We start from the raw sequence: 18,966 nt of genomic DNA, 5'->3' as shown, positions 1-18,966 counted from the left end.
AGCATATAAAAATTGATATAAATTTTTATAGTATTTAAAACGCAACCATAGACTAGAAATAAACTTAAAAAACAAAAGCCATTTCAAACAAAATGGCTTAGTTAATTTATGTGTGATTTGGTTCTTAGAATTGGTATCTAATTCCTAAAGCAATATCAAAATCTACATCGTCTCTAAAATCACCAAAACCTAATTCAGGTCTAAAATCTAAAGATATAAGTAATGGGATATCAAAATTGTACTCTATACCAATATCACCAGCAGCAAAAACAAATGTATCACTATCATCAACACCTGCAGGCACATTATCAAAACTATACGAGCCTATTCCGCCACCAGCACCAGCATACCAGTTAAAATTACCATCTAACTGCCAAACCCATTGGTATAATCCAGCTAATTTAAATCCGTCATAATTAGTTCCGCTTCTCCAACCTAAATCAAACTCAAGCCTGTTGTTGTCACTTAAACCTCTTTGGTAAGAGATTTCTGCACCAAAACCATCACTATCGCCAAGTCTTAAACCAATAGCGTTTTCTGCAATTTCTTGTGCATTAGTTAATGTTGTAAAGCCAATAAAGGCAATTGCTACTAAAAATAATTTTTTCATAAGATTACATTTTGTTCATTTTTATTAAGACCCATTTCATTTTTTTAGGTCACTTGTATTAATAAGTTATTTGGATTTACAAAAATAACGCCAAAATTAAATTTATATTAGATTTCTTTTTAGTTTTATAAACATACTTATTCATAAATGAATATAAATTCACATTTGCTAGCATTAAACTCTCAACTTGATGGTGAGTTGTATTTTGATGATTTAATGAAATCACTTTATGCAACCGATGCTTCTGTGTATAGAATGTTACCGCTTGCTGTTGCTTACCCAAAAAGCAAGAATGATATAAAAAAATTAATTCATTTTGCGAAAAATTACAACACCTCATTAATACCAAGAACAGCAGGAACTTCTTTAGCAGGACAATGCGTAGGTAAAGGAATTGTTGTAGATGTGTCTAAGTATTTTACTAAAATTTTAGATGTAAATAAAAAAGAAAAAACAGTTACAGTACAGCCAGGCGTTGTTAGAGATGAGTTAAATAATTACTTAAAACCTTTTGGTTTGTTTTTTGGGCCCAATACATCTACGTCTAATCGTTGTATGATTGGCGGAATGGTTGGTAATAACTCTTCAGGAACAACATCTATTAAATATGGTGTAACAAGAGATAAGGTTTTAGAACTACAGACCATTTTAAGCGATGGAAGTGAAGTGTTGTTTTCTGATTTATCTTTAAAAGCATTTAAATCTAAAACTGAATTAAATTCTTTAGAAGGAAAAATATACAAAACGATATATTCTGAATTAAATCTAGATAAAGTTAAACGTAGAATACGAGATGAATTTCCTAAGCCTGAAATCCATAGACGAAATACAGGTTATGCAATAGATGAGCTTATTAAATCTGAACCGTTTTCAGGTTCATCTGAAGCATTTAATATGTGTAATTTGCTTTCAGGAAGTGAAGGTACTTTAGCCTTTACAACGCAAATTACACTAAAGCTTGATCTATTACCACCTTCAGAAAATGTAATGTTGGTGGCTCATTTTAATTCTATTGATGATTGCTTAAATACAGTTTCCACAGCAATGCAGTATGATTTGCATTCTTGTGAGATGCTAGATAAAACTATTTTAGACCTCACCAAGCATAATAAAACACAGCAAAAAAATAGGCAATTTATAAAAGGAGACCCAGAGGCAATTTTAATGTGCGAAATAAAATCTGATACTATAGATGATGCAAACATTAAAATAAAAGCTTTGGTTAAAGCTTTAGAGCTTACTAAATTAAGTTATGATAACGTAGTTTTAATTAATGATGATATTAGCAAGGCTAATGAGTTACGTAAAGCTGGTTTAGGTTTATTAGGTAATATGGTTGGTGATAAAAAAGCTGTGGCATGTATAGAAGACACCGCAGTTGCATTGCCAGATTTGGCACAATACATCAATGCGTTTTCTAAAATAATGAAAAGCTATAATCAAAATGCGGTTTACTATGCGCATGCTGGAGCTGGAGAGTTGCATTTACGACCAATTTTAGATTTAAAGCAAAAAGATGACCTTGTTTTATTCAGAAAAATAACAACAGATGTTGCGCGTTTAGTTAAGAAATATAAAGGTTCTTTTAGTGGAGAACATGGTGATGGCATTGTACGAGCAGAATTTATTCCGTTAATGATAGGCGATGCTAATTATACTATTTTAAAGGAAATTAAATCTGCCTTTGATCCAGAAAATATTTTTAATCCAGGAAAAATAGTTGAAGCGTTTTCAATGGATGAAGCCTTGCGTTATGAGTCTAATCGTGTTGAACCAGAAATAGAAACGGTTATAGATTTTTCTGCATCTCAAGGTATATTGCGTGAAGCAGAAAAATGTAATGGTTCTGGAGATTGTAGAAAATTGTCAGAATTTGGTGGTACTATGTGCCCAAGTTATAGAGCAACACGTAACGAAAAAGATACAACACGAGCTAGAGCTAATGCTTTACGTGAGTTTTTAACTAACTCAGATAAAGCAAATAAGTTTAACCACAAAGAATTAAAAACTGTTTTTGATCTTTGTTTAAGCTGTAAGGCTTGCTCAAGTGAATGCCCAAGTAGTGTTGATGTTGCTAGTTTAAAAGCAGAATTTCAGTACCAATACCAGAAAGCCAATGGTTTTAAGTTTAAAGATAAATTTTTTGCTAACTCAACAAGGTATAACCAGATAGCATCAAGGTTTCCATCCTTTTATAATGCTGTGTTTCAGAATAGGTTTTCATCATCAATCATTAAAAAGATTTTAGGGATACATCCTAAAAGAAGTTTGCCTGAAATTTCTAAAAGTTTTTCGACAATAAATGCATCTTCAGATTGGCTAAATTCTAAAACAAATTTTTCAATTAATAGTGCTAAAAAAGTATTTCTATTTGTTGATGAGTTTATCAATTATTTAGAATCTCATTTAGCTTTAGACTGTAAAGTATTACTCGAAGCATTGGGTTATAATGTGTTTGTTTTAAGAAAGTTAGAAAGCGGTAGAAGTTATTTATCTAAAGGATTTTTAAAAGAAGCAAAGCAAATTACTAACACTAATGTTTCAAGCTTAAAAGATTTAATTTCTGAAGACATTGCGTTAATTGGTATAGAGCCTTCAGCCATATTAACTTTTAAAGACGAATACCTCAAATTGGCAGATGATAAAGTTTCTGCAAGGCATATTGCCAAACACACGTATTTGATTGAAGAGTTTATTCAAAAGGAAATAGAATCTGGTTATATAAAGTCGTCTCAATTCACATCAGAATCTAAAACAATTAAGTTTCATGGGCATTGCCATCAAAAAGCACTTACTAATCAACTATCAAGTTTTAAGGTATTAAATCTACCCGTAAATTATAAAGTTACAATTATACCAAGTGGTTGTTGTGGTATGGCTGGAAGTTTTGGTTATGAAAAGGACCATTATGATGTAAGCATGAAAATTGGAGAACAGACACTTTTTCCTGCGGTTAGAAATGCTTCAAAAGAATGTGTGATTTCTGCAAACGGAACAAGTTGTAGGCATCAAATAAAAGATGGTACACAGCGAGAAGCTCTGCATCCAATTACGATACTTAAAGATGCACTCTTAAAACCTGAGTTCGATTAATATTGTTTTCACAGAAAGTTTAGGATTGATTTAGATTTGTACTGAAAATCCTGAAGCAATATCGAGATATTGCAAAGGGTTTTTGGTGTAAATATGAGGTGATACTAACTTTTTTTACAAAAGACTTTCTTCTTTTTGCTATAAACCTCCTAAAATCCCTTCAAAATATCTTGATATTTCTCAAAAATTTTAGAAAATTTCTAATTAAAAATAAGGAAAGCTGTGTTTACAATATTAATCGAAGTCAGGTTTATAATTTTTGTTTCTCTAATAATAAATTTACATTAGCATAAAATAAGAATTTATGGCAGGAAATTCCTTCGGAAAACTATTTAAGCTTACCACATTTGGTGAGTCACACGGTATTGCTATTGGTGGTATAATTGATGGTTGTCCAGCAGGATTAATCTTAGATTTTGACGCTATTCAAAATGAATTGAATAGAAGAAAACCAGGGCAATCAAATATTGTTACACAACGAAAGGAGCCAGATACTGTAGAGTTTTTATCAGGAATTTTTGAAAATAAAACCACAGGTACTCCAATGGGATTTGTTATAAAAAACGCAAATCAAAAATCTAAAGACTATTCGCATATAAAAGAAGTGTATCGACCAAGTCATGCAGATTATACTTATGATAAAAAATATGGCGTAAGAGATTATAGAGGTGGCGGAAGAAGTTCTGCACGAGAAACCGCGTGCCGTGTAGTTGCTGGTGCAATAGCAAAACAACTTTTAAAAGATGTTAAAATTAATGCTTATACATCTTCTGTAGGAGACTTGTTTTTAGAAAAACCATATCAAGATTTAGATTTCAGTAAAACAGAAACTAATTCGGTTAGATGTCCAGATGATGTTGTAGCTGAGCAAATGATAGCGAAAATTAAAGCAATTAAAAAGCAAGGCGATACCATTGGTGGTACTGTAACCTGTGTATTGCAAAATGTACCTATTGGTTTAGGTGAACCTGTTTTTGATAAATTGCATGCAGAACTTGGTAAAGCAATGCTATCTATAAATGCAGTAAAAGGTTTTGAGTTTGGTAGCGGATTTTGTGGTGCAAAAATGAAAGGTAGCGAGCATAACGATTTGTTTAATGAAGATGGCAGTACAAAAACGAACCTTTCTGGTGGTATTCAAGGCGGAATTAGCAATGGCATGGATATCTATTTTAGAGTTGCCTTTAAACCTGTAGCAACACTTATTCAAAAACAAGATGCATTAGATAGTTCGGGTAATATTGTTGAAATGCAAGGCAAAGGTCGTCATGATCCATGTGTTGTGCCTAGGGCAATTCCTATAGTAGAAGCCATGGCTGCTTTAGTATTAGCCGATTATCAATTGCTTGATAGAATGAGTAAGTTATAATCTTAGTAAATAAATTGAAGTAAATAGTATAAGTAAATAAAATAAAATCTTTAATTTTAAATCACTAACCAACCAAAATATATATCACATATGAATGTTTGCTTTATAATGTATCCATGGGAAGACATTGATGCAGAAAACGATACAAGCTTAGCACTAATTAGAGAATGTGTAAAACGAGGTCATGGTGTAGCAATGTGTACACCAGCAAATTTAACCATTAGAGACAGTGTAACTAATGCATTTTGTACTGTTATTGGCAGAATGGAGAAAACTCCAACAACCTTAAAAGCATTTTACAATAAAGCAAAGTTACGTGAAGAAATGTTACCTCTTGCTGGTTTTGATGCTATATTTTTTAGAGCAAATCCACCGCTTGACCCAATCATGCTAAACTTTTTAGATTCGGTAAAAGACGATGTGTTTATTGTAAACTCGCTACAAGGTATGCGAGAAGCAAATAACAAATTATATACAGCAGCTTTTGGTGATGCGCATAGTAATATTATACCAAATACACACGTATCTAAAAACAAAAACTACTTAGTACAACAGATTAAAGAATCTAAGGCAGATAAAATGATTATTAAACCTCTAAATGGGTTTGGTGGTTCTGGTGTGATATTAATAGAGAAATCTGCGATGAATAATATCAATTCATTATTAGATTTTTATATTAATAGTTCTGACGGAAGTTCAAATTATGTCATTTTACAAGATTATATTGAAGGTGCAGATCAAGGTGATGTTCGCATTTTGTTACTTAATGGAGAACCTGTAGGAGCAATGAAACGTATTCCTGGTAGTGATGATCATAGGTCCAACGTTTCAGCAGGCGGAAGTATAGCCAAACACACACTTACTAAAGCAGAAAAAGCGCTTTGCAAACAAATTGGGCCTAAGCTTGTAAAAGACGGTTTATACTTTGTTGGTATTGATGTTATTGGTGGCAAACTTGTAGAAGTCAATGTAATGTCTCCTGGAGGAATTACATATATTAATAAAGTATATAAAGCGAAAATAAAAGTAGAAGAGCGTGTTATTGATTTTCTAGAAAGTAAAGTGGTCGATAACTTACAAGCTTTTGATAGACGCTCAAGATTAAGAAAAACTGTAGAAGACGCTTAATGTCTTATATTAAATTAGAAAAACCCATAGTATCTGTAGATTGGTTAAACACTAATCTTTTAGCAGATACTATTGTTGTTTTAGATGCGACCATAACAAAAATTACAGCTAGTAATTTATTAAAAAATGAAAACCAAATCCCAAATGCAAGGTTTTTTGATTTAAAAAATAAGTTTAGTGATACATCTGCAGTTTTCCCAACAACATTTCCTTCAACAGAACAATTTCAAGAAGAAGCAAGAGTTTTAGGTATAAATAAAGATGCTGCAATTGTTATTTATGATGATGAAGGTATTTATTCTAGCGCACGAGCTTGGTGGTTGTTTAAAGCATTTGGATATGATAACGTGGCTGTTTTAGATGGTGGATTTCCCGAATGGAAACAGCAAAATTTTAAAATAGAACCTAAACAAGTTCACTTAAGAAGAATTGGAAACTTTGTTGCTAAAAATACTCAAGGTTTAATGTGTTTTTTTGAAGATATTAAATCAATAACTAAAGATTTAGAGTATCAAATACTAGATGCGCGTTCTAATGATAGATTTAATGCTATAGTTGCAGAACCTAGAAAAGGCTTGCGAAGCGGAAATATTCCAAATTCAATAAATTTACCTTATCAAAACCTTATTAATAATGGTAAAATGAAATCTAAATCAGAATTAAATTTAATTTTTAACGACTTAAATATTAATGATAAAAAACTCGTGTTTTCTTGTGGCTCTGGTATTACAGCTTGCATTTTAGCTTTAGGAGCAGAAATTGCAGGACACAAAAATATAGCTGTCTATGATGGTTCTTGGACAGAATACGGAAGTTTAATAAAAGCATAGAGATATGGAAAAACTATCTATAGAAACTATAATTAAAAAAATAGAAGCAGAAGAAACATTTCATGCAGTTTCTAACGATTATTCATTAACGCTTAAAATTGACAAATATGTGCACTATACTTGTGCAGCAGTACATGATGGGCATCAGTTTAGAAAAGAGCTTTGGGATAACTGTATACATACAGAATATGAACGCTGGTATGAAGAAGACCCAGAAACCAAAAGCATGGTCATTTCACATCCTATAGTTTTAGCTAGTATGGATTCTAGGTTTGAGTACGATTTAAATCGTGATCCAGAGCATGCAGTATTTGAAACTGCTTGGGGAAAACAATTATGGCACAAACCACTATCTAATGAAATGAAAACTAAAAGCCTGCAAAAGCATGAGAATTTTTATAAAGTAGTACATGCATTAATCAATAAGCTAGAAAGCAAGTTTGGTGTTTGTGTAGTCTACGATATGCATAGTTATAATTGGAAGCGTTGGGATAGGGAAGTGCCAACCTGGAATTTAGGAACATCAAATATTGATAACAAGCGTTTTGGAGATGCTGTAGAGTCTTGGCGACAAAGTTTAGGAGATATGCAATTGCCAAACAATATTAAATCGACTTCAAAAATTAACGACACATTTCAAGGCAACGGATATTTCTTAAAATATATTACTCAAAACTTTAAAAATACCTTAGTTTTGGCTACAGAAATCGCAAAAGTATATTGTGATGAATATAACCAAATAAATTATCCTGAAGTTGTAACTGCTGTAGAGCAAGAGTTAAGGGTTAGATTACCCAAACATGCTTTAGAATTTTACAATACTTATAAATAGAATTCTTATATGAATCCTACTGAATCTGACACAAAAGCACTTTTAAAAATTGACAATCGTATTGACGAATTAGTCAAACAAATTGAGCTATTGAGTTATGTTAATCCTACAAATATTGAAGAGGAAAAAGAACGTTTTTTTGCTACTAAATATTTAACAGATCCTATTTTTAAGTATCCAGAGATAAACTTTGACCGCTTTAAATTACATAGAGAATTGTTTTCTCAACCTCTTGAATCTATTGAAGATGATAAAGTAAGACAGTTATATGAAGATATTATTTATGCTTACTCAGGATTAATACAGTGTATTGAAAATATAGGCGAAGGAAAAAAGTTTTATTATAACAGCTTACATGCTTTTGGTACACCAACAGAACAAGATGTAGAAAACGCTAAGTTTATTCTTCATTTTGATGATGAGAGTGACAACGATGAGCAGTTTCAGCCTAAATATAATGCCCAAGAAACAGAACAACTATTTAGAGACTATTCTAAGCAATACGATTTTAGTTATACAATAAAGCATTCAGATAAAATGTCTGCAATTGCTATGGTTTTAAATAATATTAAAACATTAGTGATAAACAGTAACCATACATTTTCTGACAATGAAATTGCAGTGCTTACCAATCATGAAATTGGTGTACATATGGTTACAACCATGAACGGACAATTGCATCCCTTAAAAATATTTTCTCATGGCTTTCCTAACTACGAAGAAACTCAAGAAGGCTTAGCTGTTTTCTCTGAGTATATGAGTGATAATCTTACGGTAAAGCGTTTAAAAGAGCTTGCTTATCGTGTAATTGCAGTAGATAGTTTAGCTAAGGGCTATTCATTCTCTAAAACTTTTAGGTTATTGCATAATCAATATGATTTAAATAGAGATAAAGCTTTCTATATTACAGTTAGAGCGCATAGAGGTGGCGGTTTTACTAAAGACTATTTGTACTTAACTGGACTCAAAAAAGTGTACGATTATTACCAATCTGGTAAAGATTTAAAACTCCTACTTACAGGAAAAATTGCATTAGAATATTGTAACGAGATTGAGTTTTTAAATAAAAAGGGGTTGGCAGTTGCGTCAAAGCATATTACTGATTCTTATTTTAAAAACAATAACACAAACAAAACTGTAGACTTTATTTTAAAGAGTTTAAAGTAAACTGCTTTAGAGTAAGCTAACTTTGGAGGATTTAAATTTCGATTATCGAGTAAAAGCCTCAAAGCTAATATTACCTAATCAATTGTTTTTATTGAAAACTTATCTTGTGTTTGACTATGCCACATGAAAAGAGCTTGATTAATTCCTAACTAACAGAAGTTAGGGTCAAACTAGTGTTTTGCTTTGAGACTTTATATATTTATAAATTAACTCGTTTGTATTTTGGGTATTTAACCGTATAAGAAAACTTATAGGTCTTTGAGTCGTTAGAATTGAGTTTTACTTTCCAAGTCATTAAACCTTTTTTATTATCATAGTTAGACGTTCCAGTTTCTACATTATCAATTTTAATACTTTTGTTTTGGCTTATTGGTATTCTATCTACTAATACTAAGTCTATTGCAGATTGTTTATTGTTTTTTATTTCTATTTCATAAGCTTTATTAATGATTTTATTGTTCCCTATAAATGCGTTCTTTTTAAAGTTATTTGGTTGCGTTCGTTTTACAATTACGTTTGGATCTATACCTAATGACACTGTTAGACTATCTGTTGTTGCTTGAGGATTAATCATTGTTTTTCCAGAGTAGCTACCTTCAAAATAAATATTTGCTTCAGCAGGCAATAAATTATACTGTTCCCAATTGCCAATCTTTGCGGTTAAAAATACATTTTCGTTGATTACAGGTGCTGTAAAGTAGTTGTAAGTTGCAGGAACCAAAAACTTATCAATCTCTATAACAGTAACATCACCATCAGAAGGTATTGTATATGCCTTTTTAATTTCAAAACGTGTATTGATAATTTCTTGTTCTACTACCACTTCAGGTTCTATAGTTTCAATTTTGTCTTCTTTTATTCTAGAGCTAGAACCTCTTACAGCATAAGCAGTAACTATCACTTCATCTAATTGCGACGCATCTTCTTGCATAGTTATATTCATTAAGCTAGAATGTATAGGAAGCGTTTCTGATACCATTCCTACATAAGTATAACTTAATTCTTGACCTCTATTTATTTTTAATGAATATTTGCCATCAAAATCTGTTTGTGTACCATTTGTTGTTCCTTTTATAATTACATTAACACCAGGAAGTGGTATGCCAGTTTCATCTAAAACGGTACCAGAAACAGTTTGTACTAACGGATTATATTTGTAATTATAACGTCTCGTAGCTCTGTTTCTATTGTAGTTACTATAACGACTTATAAAATTTAAATATTTTGGATTTACTTCTGGTTTTATATTATTTGTATTTGGGTCATTTGTAGATAAAACGAGTTTTACATTATCCCAATTACTTCCCGTGTTTTGATATACATGTGCTTTATAATCTAAAGCTATTGGTGTATTTATCTTTTCTGCTTTTAAATCATATATAGGAAACCAACCTGCATTAGTTACATTATAGGTTAGCTTTAAATTCAAGCTCGTTGGAATTGATGTGTTTAGTTTAACTTTTATTTCTCCTGTTTGTGTTTTATGATCTGCATTTAACTCATTTAATTGTAGCTGAATTTTTGCTATTTCTGCATTGTGCTCGCGTTTCTTTTTAGTTGATTTGTAAATGAGACTTTTAATCTCTGTACTTCGTGTTCTATAATATCTGGCAAATTGCTGAAGCTTTTCAAGGCTAACCACTTGATTGTCATTACCTAATTTCCTGTTAGTCTGAATAAGACTCAACTCTTCATTATAACCAGAAATTAAATCGTCTTCAAACTGAATATCATCGTATAGCGTTTTAATGTTACCTTCAAGCAATTCAATTTCTGCAGATTTGCTTTTATTTGATAAATAGTTTACGCCGTAGTTTATTGATAAAATAGTTGCGTTTTTTAATCCAGCTATTTGAATACTACTTTCCTGAATATTAGGTGATAATTCATTAAACAGAAATTCTGTTGTACCAATAGGAAGTTTAATATTAGCAGTTCTGGTAATTTGTGCACCACTTAAATAGACAGTAACATCATTAATGTTTGAAACTGTTTCTTTACCGCTAGCAAAATTCTGTATGGTAAATAAGGATAAGGCAAGTATTAGATATTTCATAGTTAATGGTTTTATATTCACTATAAAATTAGAGATGTACTTTATGCTATAAAACTCGGTTTGAGTAAACCTATACTATTGATGAGTAAACGGGTATTTTGATTTAGTATTGAAGTTTGATATAAATTTAATAGAGAATAAGTGTAAGTGTGCAACTTATAGATGTTTTTTGCATTTCTGATTTTTTAATCAAATATTTTGTTGCCTACAACGATTAAATTGCTTGGTTTTTAATGTATTAAGTAAGTTTAAACTATAAATAATGTGCTATTAATCAAATCTTTAGATAGATAATCCCTCAATGATTAGAAGATATTTTTTTAGAGTTAAATTAGTTTTTAATTAGTTGTTAATTATTAAAGCCCTTTATAAAAAAGGGCTTTTTTAGTTTAAAAACTTATTCTGAAGTTCAGGCGTAGGAATCATACAAGACGCCTTTTTTCCATACCATTTATATCTATTTTTTGCAATATAATCGTATACCCAATTACGAATAAAAACAGGAATTATTAAAAAGCCACTCAATAGATTTCTTGGAAAACCTAAATCTTTAGCAACTTTTAATGCAGCAGTAGATTTAACAGATAAACCATTTTCTTTTGAATAAAGTAAAATAGAATCTGTTTTAGAAACATCTATATTAAACTCACTAATAATCTGTTTGCCAACATCACTTTGTAAAGCAGCAAAGCGAAACATATCCTTTTTATCATGTTTAATAACATATTGAATTGATGTATTGCAAAGGTTGCAAACACCATCAAACAGGATTAATTTTTTATGTTGAGGTAACTGAATCATTTTTTTGCTTCTACTAATTCTAATAAATCTGTGCTAACATTAGTTGTAAATAAGCCATAGTTAACTATGGCTTTGTTTTTTTCTAGTTTATCGATACTGCCTATAGCACGACCATCATGCATGCGTACGCGATCACCAATTTTTAAAATTGGTTTTGGCTTTTCAACTTTCACTTCTTTTTTCTTAGCTGCTTTTTTCTTTTTACGTATCACTTCCACCTTTTTCTCTGCTTCAGCTTTTACTTGCTTTTCTTTTGTTTTCTCTACACGTTTTTGTTTAGCAGAAATCTTTTTTCGTTTTGAGTTTTCTATCTGAACAAGTTTAAACAACTCAGCCATAAGTTCTCTTTTTTGTTTATTATCGAAATACTTTTCGGCTAAATCATTTACTTTCTGCCCTAGATAAATTAAGCGTTGGTTACTATCATACAACTCTTGATAGCTTTCAAGTTTTTTCTGAATTTTGGCATTTATTTCTTCTAGTTTATCAGCTTCACTTTGCTTTTTTTGTTCGTTTACTTTTAGAGAACGCTCCGTTTTTTCAAGTTTGCTACGTTCTTTTTGAAGCTTTGCTATTGTTGCATCAAAACGCACTTTACCACGTTCAATTTTCTTTTTTGCTCTGTTAATTAAACTGTATGGGATGCCATTTTTTTGAGCAACTTCAAATGTAAACGAGCTACCTGCTTGACCTAATGCAAGTTTATACATAGGCTCTAAACTTTTTTCATCAAACATCATATTAGCGTTTTGCATAAAAGGTAATTCATTTGCTAATACTTTTAAATTTGAATAATGGGTTGTAATAATTCCGTAGGCTTCACGATGATAAAACTCTTCTAAAAAAGTTTCGGCTAAAGCACCACCAAGTTCTGGATCACTTCCTGTACCAAATTCATCAATTAAAAACAGCGTATTTTTATTACACTTTTTTAAGAAATAATTCATCTGCTTTAAGCGATAACTATATGTACTTAAATGATTTTCTATAGATTGATTATCTCCAATATCACTTATAATTCTATCAAATAAACAGACACTACTTTTTTCATGCACAGGAATAAGCAATCCGCTTTGTAACATAACTTGATGAATACCAATGGTTTTTAGAGTAATACTTTTTCCACCAGCATTTGGACCAGAGATAACTATAATTCTATTTTCAGGATTTAGCTTAATAGATTGCGGAAACGTTTTTGCGCCTTGCACTTTATTTGATAAATAGAGTAAAGGATGATAGGCGTCTTTAACCAGATATTGTTTGTTGTTATTTACTTCTGGCAAAATAGCATTCATAGATTTTGCATATTTTGCTTTAGCAGAAATAACATCTAAAAGTGTTAAAAAGCCTTGGTATTGCTTTAATAATATAAGTTGTGGTCTTACAAGCTCAGTAAGTTGGCGTAAAATTTTTGTTATTTCTTCTTGTTCTTCAAATTCTAGATTATTTAATTCTCTAGCATGCTGAAATGTAGTTTCTGGCTGTATATAAACAATACTTCCGGTTTTACTACTTCCCATAATACTTCCTTTAACTTTACGTCTGTACATGGCTTTAACAGCCAAAACACGTTTGTTTTCTAGTACAGATTCTCTTATGTCGTCTAGATAGTCTAGATTACTATATGTTGTTAAAGCAGTTGTAAAACTATGATTGATTTTTCCTTTTACAGAGTTTATAGATTGCCTTAAACTGTATAAAGTCTCTGACGCATTATCTTTTACATCGCTAAAACGATCTATAACAGCATCAATACTTTCTATAAGTTCGTTTGTTATTGCAATAGGAGTGGAGAAGTGTTGTAATGTAGGATAATACTCTTCAAACTTTTTAAAGAATTTTAGAATTGCATTTACAGAAATAGAAATTGAAACAATTTTTTTAAAACTTCTAGCTTCCAGAAAAGAGTTTTCAATATTTAAAAGTTTTATTTCTTTAGTAATAGGCTCAAAACCATGATTAGGAATTCTGTTTTCATTGTAAAATGAAGACAAGTATTCATTAGTAAGTTGTAATTCACGACGAACATCTTCCTGCTTTGCAAACGGAACAATTTTTTGCACTTGAGTTTTACCTAAGTCTGTAATGCAGTGTTCTGCAACTTGGTCTAATACCGTAAAAAACTCTAAGTCTTGTAATGTTTTTTCGTGAATGTTAATCATTTTGTCATTCCTGCGAAGGCAGGAATCTTTTTATTAATTTCTAAAATGTTTTATTAAGGGAGCAAAGTTACATATTACAATTGAAATGTGGAATTTTGAAGTTGCGCTTATCGTGTTTGTGTATGGTTTCGTTGCGTGAAAATCCGCGAGGATTTTCAGATTAAGAAACTAAGATAGTAAAAGTGCGAGGAATTCCGATTAGGAATTCAGCCGCAATGAGCTATACACGTTGTTGGCAGTAGTGTTTTCATTAACTAATTCTTTACTAACCAATAACTTAATTTATAATTTTATTCCTCAAACACTTTCCGAATATCGTCTATAAACTTCATTGCTTCGGTTTCAATAGTTTGAATAAGTTCATCGGAATATTGAAAATCAGGATTTTCCACTATAATATGGTCAATAATGGAAAAGCCTTCTTTAGGGTTTTCAGGAATGTGATATTTATTCCAGTCGCTGTCCTTAAATATAGACCAATATTTTTTTTGAACTTTTCGATTTTGTCCAGCTAGCCAAATTTCAAATCTATTTTTCTGAAAGTTAAATACAATCGCAATCTTCAATTTTTCCTGTTGTAAGACAGTTGGAGTAAAAGTGAAAAAGCTAATCTCTTTGTTCCCTTTATAGACTTGTCCAATCTTAAAGTTTATTGGGTATTCGTGTATAAAATGAATCCTTAAGTTATTTATAAATTTTGAGAGACATTTATATTCACTGTATGTATTCATTTCCTCTAATATTTATTATCCTGTTAACTATTGCTACATTACTGCCAACTTTATAGATATGAATTTTTTTAATTGTTTATATCATACGATAAGCGAAGTTAGGTTTTTAAATTTTTAAAATCAAGGTAATGTTATACGTGTGACTATAAATAAATTAACATTTCTTAATAATTATAAATCATTAGTTTATATTTTTACGTGTATTTATAAAATTATGACTGTTAACTTTCACCATAGCTGGAAAAAATATTTGCAAGATGAATTTGAGAAACCATATTATTTAGAGTTAACAAAATTTGTAAAACAAGAATATCAAACACAGCAATGTTTTCCTCCAGAACAACAAATTTTTTCTGCATTTGATTTCTGTTCTTTCGAAGATTTAAGAGTAATAATTATAGGTCAAGATCCATATCATGGTGTTGGGCAAGCAAATGGTTTATGTTTTTCGGTTAACGATGGTATTTCTCATCCACCATCATTAAAAAATATTTTTAAAGAGCTTGAGAGTGATTTACAAATAATAATGCCAAAATCTGGCAATTTAGAACGTTGGGCTAAACAAGGTGTTTTGTTGTTAAATGCAACTTTAACAGTTAGAGCTCACCAAGCTGGTAGCCATCAAAATAAAGGTTGGGAAACTTTTACAAATGTTGTTATTAATACAATTAGTAAAAAAAAAGAAAATATTGTTTTTTTACTTTGGGGAGGATTGGCTAAAAAGAAATCAAAACATATTGATGCTACTAAACATCATATATTAACATCTGGTCATCCGTCACCATTAAGCGCGAATAGAGGATATTGGTTTGGTAATAAATGTTTTAGTAAGTCTAACTTCCTGTTGGAGCAAGCTGGCTTGAAGCCAATTGATTGGTAACAACTTTAGGTTGTTTTTTCTTAACAATTTGAGGTGTTTGATTTGTAGATTTTCGAGTAGATTTATTACAACTAAAAATTAGTAATAAAAAATTAACTACAATTAAAAAAGAGATAATTAGAGTAATAGTCAATATCATACTTATCTGATTATGTCAATAAAAATTGACGATTTGGTTAAGACAAATGTAATTAAAATTTTGAAATATAGAAAGTTAAGTGAAAAAACTTAAAAACCTGTAAAAAAATTAATTACTATTATTATAACAAGTTTGATGTAAATTTTCCTACTGTGTAATTTGTTTTTATTCTTAAATTTTTGAAACTAAAGTATTGTAGTTTACTTTTTTTGGTATGATTTCTAAATCAAAAAGTTTGTCTTGAACAACACTTAATGTGTTTTCATCAATAAGTTCTTGAGACCATTCTGTTAATGACAACCATTCTTGAACATCTTCTAGTTTTTGGTTATACCTATTAGAAATTGTTTTATCAATACTAGGAATATCTTTAAACTCAACAGTTGTATTATTAACAATATCTAGTATGGTTTTTACATCCTCTTTGTTGTGCTCTAAAAACTCATCGCGAACAGCAATTACAAAACATGGCCATGGTGTTGGACATTCATCTATACGTCTAAAAATTCCTTTGTCAACATAAGGTTTAGTTGTAAATTTTTCCCACATAAAATAATCTCCAACACCATTATTTAACCCTTTTAAGGCGCCATCAAGATTTTTAATAACTTCAAAATCTAGATCTTTATCTATATCCCAATTATTATTTTGAGCATTGATATAAGCCATTAAATGGGATCCAGAACCAAATCTACTTATTGCTGCTTTGGTTCCTTTAATGTCTTCTATGTTTTGGTATTTAGAATTGTTTGCCACATGTATTCCCCAAATTAAAGGTGATTGAACAAATGTTTGCACAATTTTGCTTGGGTTACCTGCAATTATATCTTTAATGATACCTTCAGTTAAAATAACTGCTAAATCAATTTCTCCTTCGCGTAAAGCTTTACACATTTCACCTGTACCTCCAAAATAATCTTTCCAACGTAGGTTGATGCCTTCGTCTTTGTATTCGCCATTCTTTAATGTTAAGTACCAAGCTAGATTAAAATGTTCTGGAACACCTCCAATATTAATAGTTTTCATAAGCTATTAGTTATTCTGAAAGTTTTTCTAAAGTATATTTTATAAGTTCATCAACAATACCTTTTGGGTTTTTGCTAAACTCTCCAGTAGCTCTATTGGCTATAATTGCATTCATAGATACAGCTTTATGACCTAAAAGTCCTGCTAAACCATAAATGCCTGCAGTTTCCATTTCTAGATTTGTAATAGGCATATTATTATAATTAAAGCTTGCCAATTTATCATTTAGATTGTTATCTTGAATAGGGAGTCTTAAAATTCGACCTTGTGGCCCATAAAAACCAACATTAGTTGCAGTAAATCCATTATATGTTTTATCTGAACTTAATTTTTTGTGCAAAGCTGGATTTGATTTTACTACGTAAGGTGTAGATTTATCTGCACTCCAGTTGGTGTGTTTTATTAACGCATTAGAAATAGCTTTATACTGTACATGCTCACTATCATAAAAATGCAATAGACTATCACAACCTGCAGCGTATTCGCTAATTAAAAATGAATCTATAGGAATCTCCTTTTGTATAGAACCAGAAGTACCAACCCTTACAATATCAAGTGAAGTTAAGTCTTTCTTTATTTCTCTTTTTTCTAAATCTATATTAACTAAAGCATCAACTTCATTAAATACTATATCAATATTATCTGTACCAATTCCTGTAGAAATTACAGTAATACGTTTGCCTTTGTAAGTCCCTGTTTGCGTATGAAATTCACGTTTTTTAATCTTGCATTCAATTGTGTCAAAATATTTAGTAACACTATCAACACGGTCAGGGTCACCAACAGTTATTATGGTATTTGATAAATGTTCTGGACGAATGTTTAAGTGATATACACTTCCGTCAGGATTTAATATAAGTTCTGATGCTTTAATGGGCATTTAGTATTGTTTTTATAAGTTTATTTTGTTGTTTATTAAATTGAAAATCTAAACGGTTAACACCTCCTAAATACATATTATTATTAATTTTTGAAGAATAGTTATAATGACTCAACAGAGCCTCGTGACCAAGCCTGTTTAGTGTTAGCTGTTCATCTATTTCTTCAAAAAAATCTGATAGATTTTCAATTATTCTTTCAAGTTGTAAATCACCAAAACCATAATAGCCTTGATAGTTTAAAGCATACCCCAACAAATGGTGTTTAGATTTTATGTCGTATGTATTTATAATGTTTAAAATATTAAATTCTAAAGTACTTAATCCAGTTCTTGAATCTGGAAAGCGTTTTAAATGTGCTTTTAAACAGCAACCAAGATATTCGAAAGACGACTTTTTAGTAATATATGGCTTTAACAAGTTATGATCTTTACCACAATATGTTTTCCATAAGGTTGTAGCAATTTCTATATCCTCGCTCGTTAATTTAATTCTATTTTTATAGTGACTTAATAATTGTTCTGGAGTTAACTCAGACAACCCTTTTAAGTTTTTTTCGCCATTAACTCTACCGCTACAAACGAGATAGAGTGGAAGTTTTATTTGCTTTTGTTTAATTAAACTAATTACCGCTATTAAATTAATATGACAGAATAAATCGTACTCAAACCACAATACAATTTCAGAAAATTGATGTATTGTATCTAGTTTATTAATTTCATTTTTAAACGCCTCTTCATTAATTTCAATATCGTAATAATTATTTAAAAATGTATTACGTTTGTTTATAAAGCTTTCAGAATCAATAGTGACTTCGGTCGGACCTTCACATAACATTTCTTGCCATGTTAAAACGTCTCCTTTTACATCTAACTCATGTAAATACTCGGTAAGATTACTCCCATTTGTTATATGAAATGTTTTAGTCATTTATCCTCCAACGCGCTTAACAGCAAAGCCTTTATCTTCTAAGATTTGCATTATTTTATCTCTGTAATCACCTTGAATAATAATTTTATCATCCTTAAAACTGCCACCAACACTTAGTTTCTTTTTAAGTTCTTTTGCAAGTGCTTTAAAGTCTTCTGCGGCACCTGTATAACCTTCTAATATTGTAATGGGTTTTCCTTTACGTTTTTCGTATTTACATAGTATTGGGTCATCTTGTAACCATAAATCATCCGAAACATTTTGATTTGTTTCGGTTTCTTCTGCTACGTGATCTGGAAATAAGTTTTTAAGTTGATCTTGTAAATCCATAGAA

16 protein-coding genes are annotated in these 18,966 nt (G+C 30.6%); 7 read left to right on the top strand and 9 right to left on the bottom strand.

The window, feature by feature from the left end; genetic code table 11:
* Positions 1-124: 124 nt before the first annotated feature.
* Positions 125-610: a hypothetical protein gene (locus BXY80_RS07920; RefSeq protein ID WP_120200726.1), complete on the bottom strand. Its 486-nt coding sequence runs from the start codon at positions 608-610 to the stop codon at positions 125-127.
* A gap of 147 nt (positions 611-757) precedes the next feature.
* Between BXY80_RS07920 and BXY80_RS07915 the strand changes: the two genes are divergently transcribed.
* From BXY80_RS07915 to BXY80_RS07890, 6 genes are all read left to right on the top strand, one after another.
* The gene (locus tag BXY80_RS07915; RefSeq protein WP_120200724.1) at positions 758-3,703 is read left to right on the top strand and encodes an FAD-binding and (Fe-S)-binding domain-containing protein; all 2,946 of its coding nucleotides are present in this window, start codon (positions 758-760) and stop codon (positions 3,701-3,703) included.
* 304 nt (positions 3,704-4,007) lie between these two features.
* The gene (gene aroC / locus BXY80_RS07910; RefSeq protein ID WP_120200723.1) at positions 4,008-5,072 is read left to right on the top strand and encodes a chorismate synthase; all 1,065 of its coding nucleotides are present in this window, start codon (positions 4,008-4,010) and stop codon (positions 5,070-5,072) included.
* Between the two features lie 90 nt (positions 5,073-5,162).
* On the top strand, positions 5,163-6,200 hold the full coding sequence (gene gshB / locus BXY80_RS07905; RefSeq protein ID WP_120200722.1) for a glutathione synthase: 1,038 nt from the start codon (positions 5,163-5,165) through the stop codon (positions 6,198-6,200).
* The gene (locus BXY80_RS07900) at positions 6,200-7,030 is read left to right on the top strand and encodes a sulfurtransferase (protein ID WP_120200721.1); all 831 of its coding nucleotides are present in this window, start codon (positions 6,200-6,202) and stop codon (positions 7,028-7,030) included. Before gshB ends, BXY80_RS07900 begins: the two co-directional genes overlap by 1 nt.
* A 4-nt stretch (positions 7,031-7,034) precedes the next feature.
* Complete coding sequence (locus tag BXY80_RS07895; protein ID WP_120200720.1) at positions 7,035-7,862, top strand: N-formylglutamate amidohydrolase; 828 nt, start codon at positions 7,035-7,037, stop codon at positions 7,860-7,862.
* A gap of 9 nt (positions 7,863-7,871) precedes the next feature.
* Complete coding sequence (locus BXY80_RS07890) at positions 7,872-9,029, top strand: flavohemoglobin expression-modulating QEGLA motif protein (protein ID WP_120200719.1); 1,158 nt, start codon at positions 7,872-7,874, stop codon at positions 9,027-9,029.
* Positions 9,030-9,228: 199 nt separating this feature from the next.
* Here the strand turns inward: BXY80_RS07890 and BXY80_RS07885 are convergent, their stop codons facing one another.
* The 4 genes from BXY80_RS07885 to BXY80_RS07870 form a co-directional block, all read right to left on the bottom strand.
* A complete protein-coding gene (locus tag BXY80_RS07885) occupies positions 9,229-11,085 on the bottom strand; it encodes a mucoidy inhibitor MuiA family protein (RefSeq protein WP_120200718.1) in 1,857 nt (618 codons plus the stop codon).
* Between the two features lie 384 nt (positions 11,086-11,469).
* Complete coding sequence (locus BXY80_RS07880; RefSeq protein ID WP_120200717.1) at positions 11,470-11,886, bottom strand: thiol-disulfide oxidoreductase DCC family protein; 417 nt, start codon at positions 11,884-11,886, stop codon at positions 11,470-11,472.
* The gene (locus tag BXY80_RS07875) at positions 11,883-14,048 is read right to left on the bottom strand and encodes an endonuclease MutS2 (RefSeq protein WP_120200716.1); all 2,166 of its coding nucleotides are present in this window, start codon (positions 14,046-14,048) and stop codon (positions 11,883-11,885) included. Before BXY80_RS07875 ends, BXY80_RS07880 begins: the two co-directional genes overlap by 4 nt.
* A 290-nt stretch (positions 14,049-14,338) precedes the next feature.
* The gene (locus BXY80_RS07870) at positions 14,339-14,779 is read right to left on the bottom strand and encodes a DUF7000 family protein (RefSeq protein WP_120200715.1); all 441 of its coding nucleotides are present in this window, start codon (positions 14,777-14,779) and stop codon (positions 14,339-14,341) included.
* A 214-nt stretch (positions 14,780-14,993) separates the two neighbouring features.
* Here BXY80_RS07870 and BXY80_RS07865 point away from each other — a divergent pair, with 214 nt between their 5' ends.
* Positions 14,994-15,659, top strand: a complete 666-nt coding sequence (locus BXY80_RS07865) for a uracil-DNA glycosylase (RefSeq protein WP_120200714.1) — start codon at positions 14,994-14,996, stop codon at positions 15,657-15,659.
* 310 nt (positions 15,660-15,969) lie between these two features.
* Here the strand turns inward: BXY80_RS07865 and BXY80_RS07860 are convergent, their stop codons facing one another.
* From BXY80_RS07860 to BXY80_RS07845, 4 genes are read right to left on the bottom strand one after another with little or no spacing between them, the layout of a single operon-like run.
* Positions 15,970-16,824 carry a substrate-binding domain-containing protein gene (locus tag BXY80_RS07860; RefSeq protein ID WP_120200713.1) on the bottom strand — a complete coding sequence of 285 codons (855 nt, stop codon included), beginning with the start codon at positions 16,822-16,824 and terminating at the stop codon, positions 15,970-15,972.
* Positions 16,825-16,834: 10 nt separating this feature from the next.
* A complete protein-coding gene (locus tag BXY80_RS07855) occupies positions 16,835-17,704 on the bottom strand; it encodes a nucleoside phosphorylase (protein ID WP_120200712.1) in 870 nt (289 codons plus the stop codon).
* Entirely contained in the window at positions 17,694-18,632 is a 939-nt protein-coding gene (locus BXY80_RS07850; protein WP_120200711.1) for a DUF1835 domain-containing protein, read from the bottom strand. Before BXY80_RS07850 ends, BXY80_RS07855 begins: the two co-directional genes overlap by 11 nt.
* Complete coding sequence (locus BXY80_RS07845; protein WP_120200710.1) at positions 18,633-18,962, bottom strand: translation initiation factor; 330 nt, start codon at positions 18,960-18,962, stop codon at positions 18,633-18,635.
* Positions 18,963-18,966 lie beyond the last annotated feature (4 nt).

The sequence above is a fragment of the Ichthyenterobacterium magnum genome (genome assembly GCF_003610635.1).
Classification (GTDB): Bacteria; Bacteroidota; Bacteroidia; order Flavobacteriales; family Flavobacteriaceae; genus Ichthyenterobacterium; species Ichthyenterobacterium magnum.
Note: the sequence above shows the minus strand (reverse complement) of the source record. Positions and strands in the feature narration are given on the sequence as shown.

What these genes read in the sequence shown, in the direction of transcription:
- BXY80_RS07920 (WP_120200726.1), bottom strand. Translation starts at nt 610, where the DNA reads ATGAAAAAATTATTTTTAGTAGCAATTGCCTTTATTGGCTTTACAACA.
- BXY80_RS07915 (WP_120200724.1), top strand. Translation starts at nt 758, where the DNA reads ATGAATATAAATTCACATTTGCTAGCATTAAACTCTCAACTTGATGGT.
- aroC (WP_120200723.1), top strand. Translation starts at nt 4,008, where the DNA reads ATGGCAGGAAATTCCTTCGGAAAACTATTTAAGCTTACCACATTTGGT.
- gshB (WP_120200722.1), top strand. Translation starts at nt 5,163, where the DNA reads ATGAATGTTTGCTTTATAATGTATCCATGGGAAGACATTGATGCAGAA.
- BXY80_RS07900 (WP_120200721.1), top strand. Translation starts at nt 6,200, where the DNA reads ATGTCTTATATTAAATTAGAAAAACCCATAGTATCTGTAGATTGGTTA.
- BXY80_RS07895 (WP_120200720.1), top strand. Translation starts at nt 7,035, where the DNA reads ATGGAAAAACTATCTATAGAAACTATAATTAAAAAAATAGAAGCAGAA.
- BXY80_RS07890 (WP_120200719.1), top strand. Translation starts at nt 7,872, where the DNA reads ATGAATCCTACTGAATCTGACACAAAAGCACTTTTAAAAATTGACAAT.
- BXY80_RS07885 (WP_120200718.1), bottom strand. Translation starts at nt 11,085, where the DNA reads ATGAAATATCTAATACTTGCCTTATCCTTATTTACCATACAGAATTTT.
- BXY80_RS07880 (WP_120200717.1), bottom strand. Translation starts at nt 11,886, where the DNA reads ATGATTCAGTTACCTCAACATAAAAAATTAATCCTGTTTGATGGTGTT.
- BXY80_RS07875 (WP_120200716.1), bottom strand. Translation starts at nt 14,048, where the DNA reads ATGATTAACATTCACGAAAAAACATTACAAGACTTAGAGTTTTTTACG.
- BXY80_RS07870 (WP_120200715.1), bottom strand. Translation starts at nt 14,779, where the DNA reads ATGAATACATACAGTGAATATAAATGTCTCTCAAAATTTATAAATAAC.
- BXY80_RS07865 (WP_120200714.1), top strand. Translation starts at nt 14,994, where the DNA reads ATGACTGTTAACTTTCACCATAGCTGGAAAAAATATTTGCAAGATGAA.
- BXY80_RS07860 (WP_120200713.1), bottom strand. Translation starts at nt 16,824, where the DNA reads ATGAAAACTATTAATATTGGAGGTGTTCCAGAACATTTTAATCTAGCT.
- BXY80_RS07855 (WP_120200712.1), bottom strand. Translation starts at nt 17,704, where the DNA reads ATGCCCATTAAAGCATCAGAACTTATATTAAATCCTGACGGAAGTGTA.
- BXY80_RS07850 (WP_120200711.1), bottom strand. Translation starts at nt 18,632, where the DNA reads ATGACTAAAACATTTCATATAACAAATGGGAGTAATCTTACCGAGTAT.
- BXY80_RS07845 (WP_120200710.1), bottom strand. Translation starts at nt 18,962, where the DNA reads ATGGATTTACAAGATCAACTTAAAAACTTATTTCCAGATCACGTAGCA.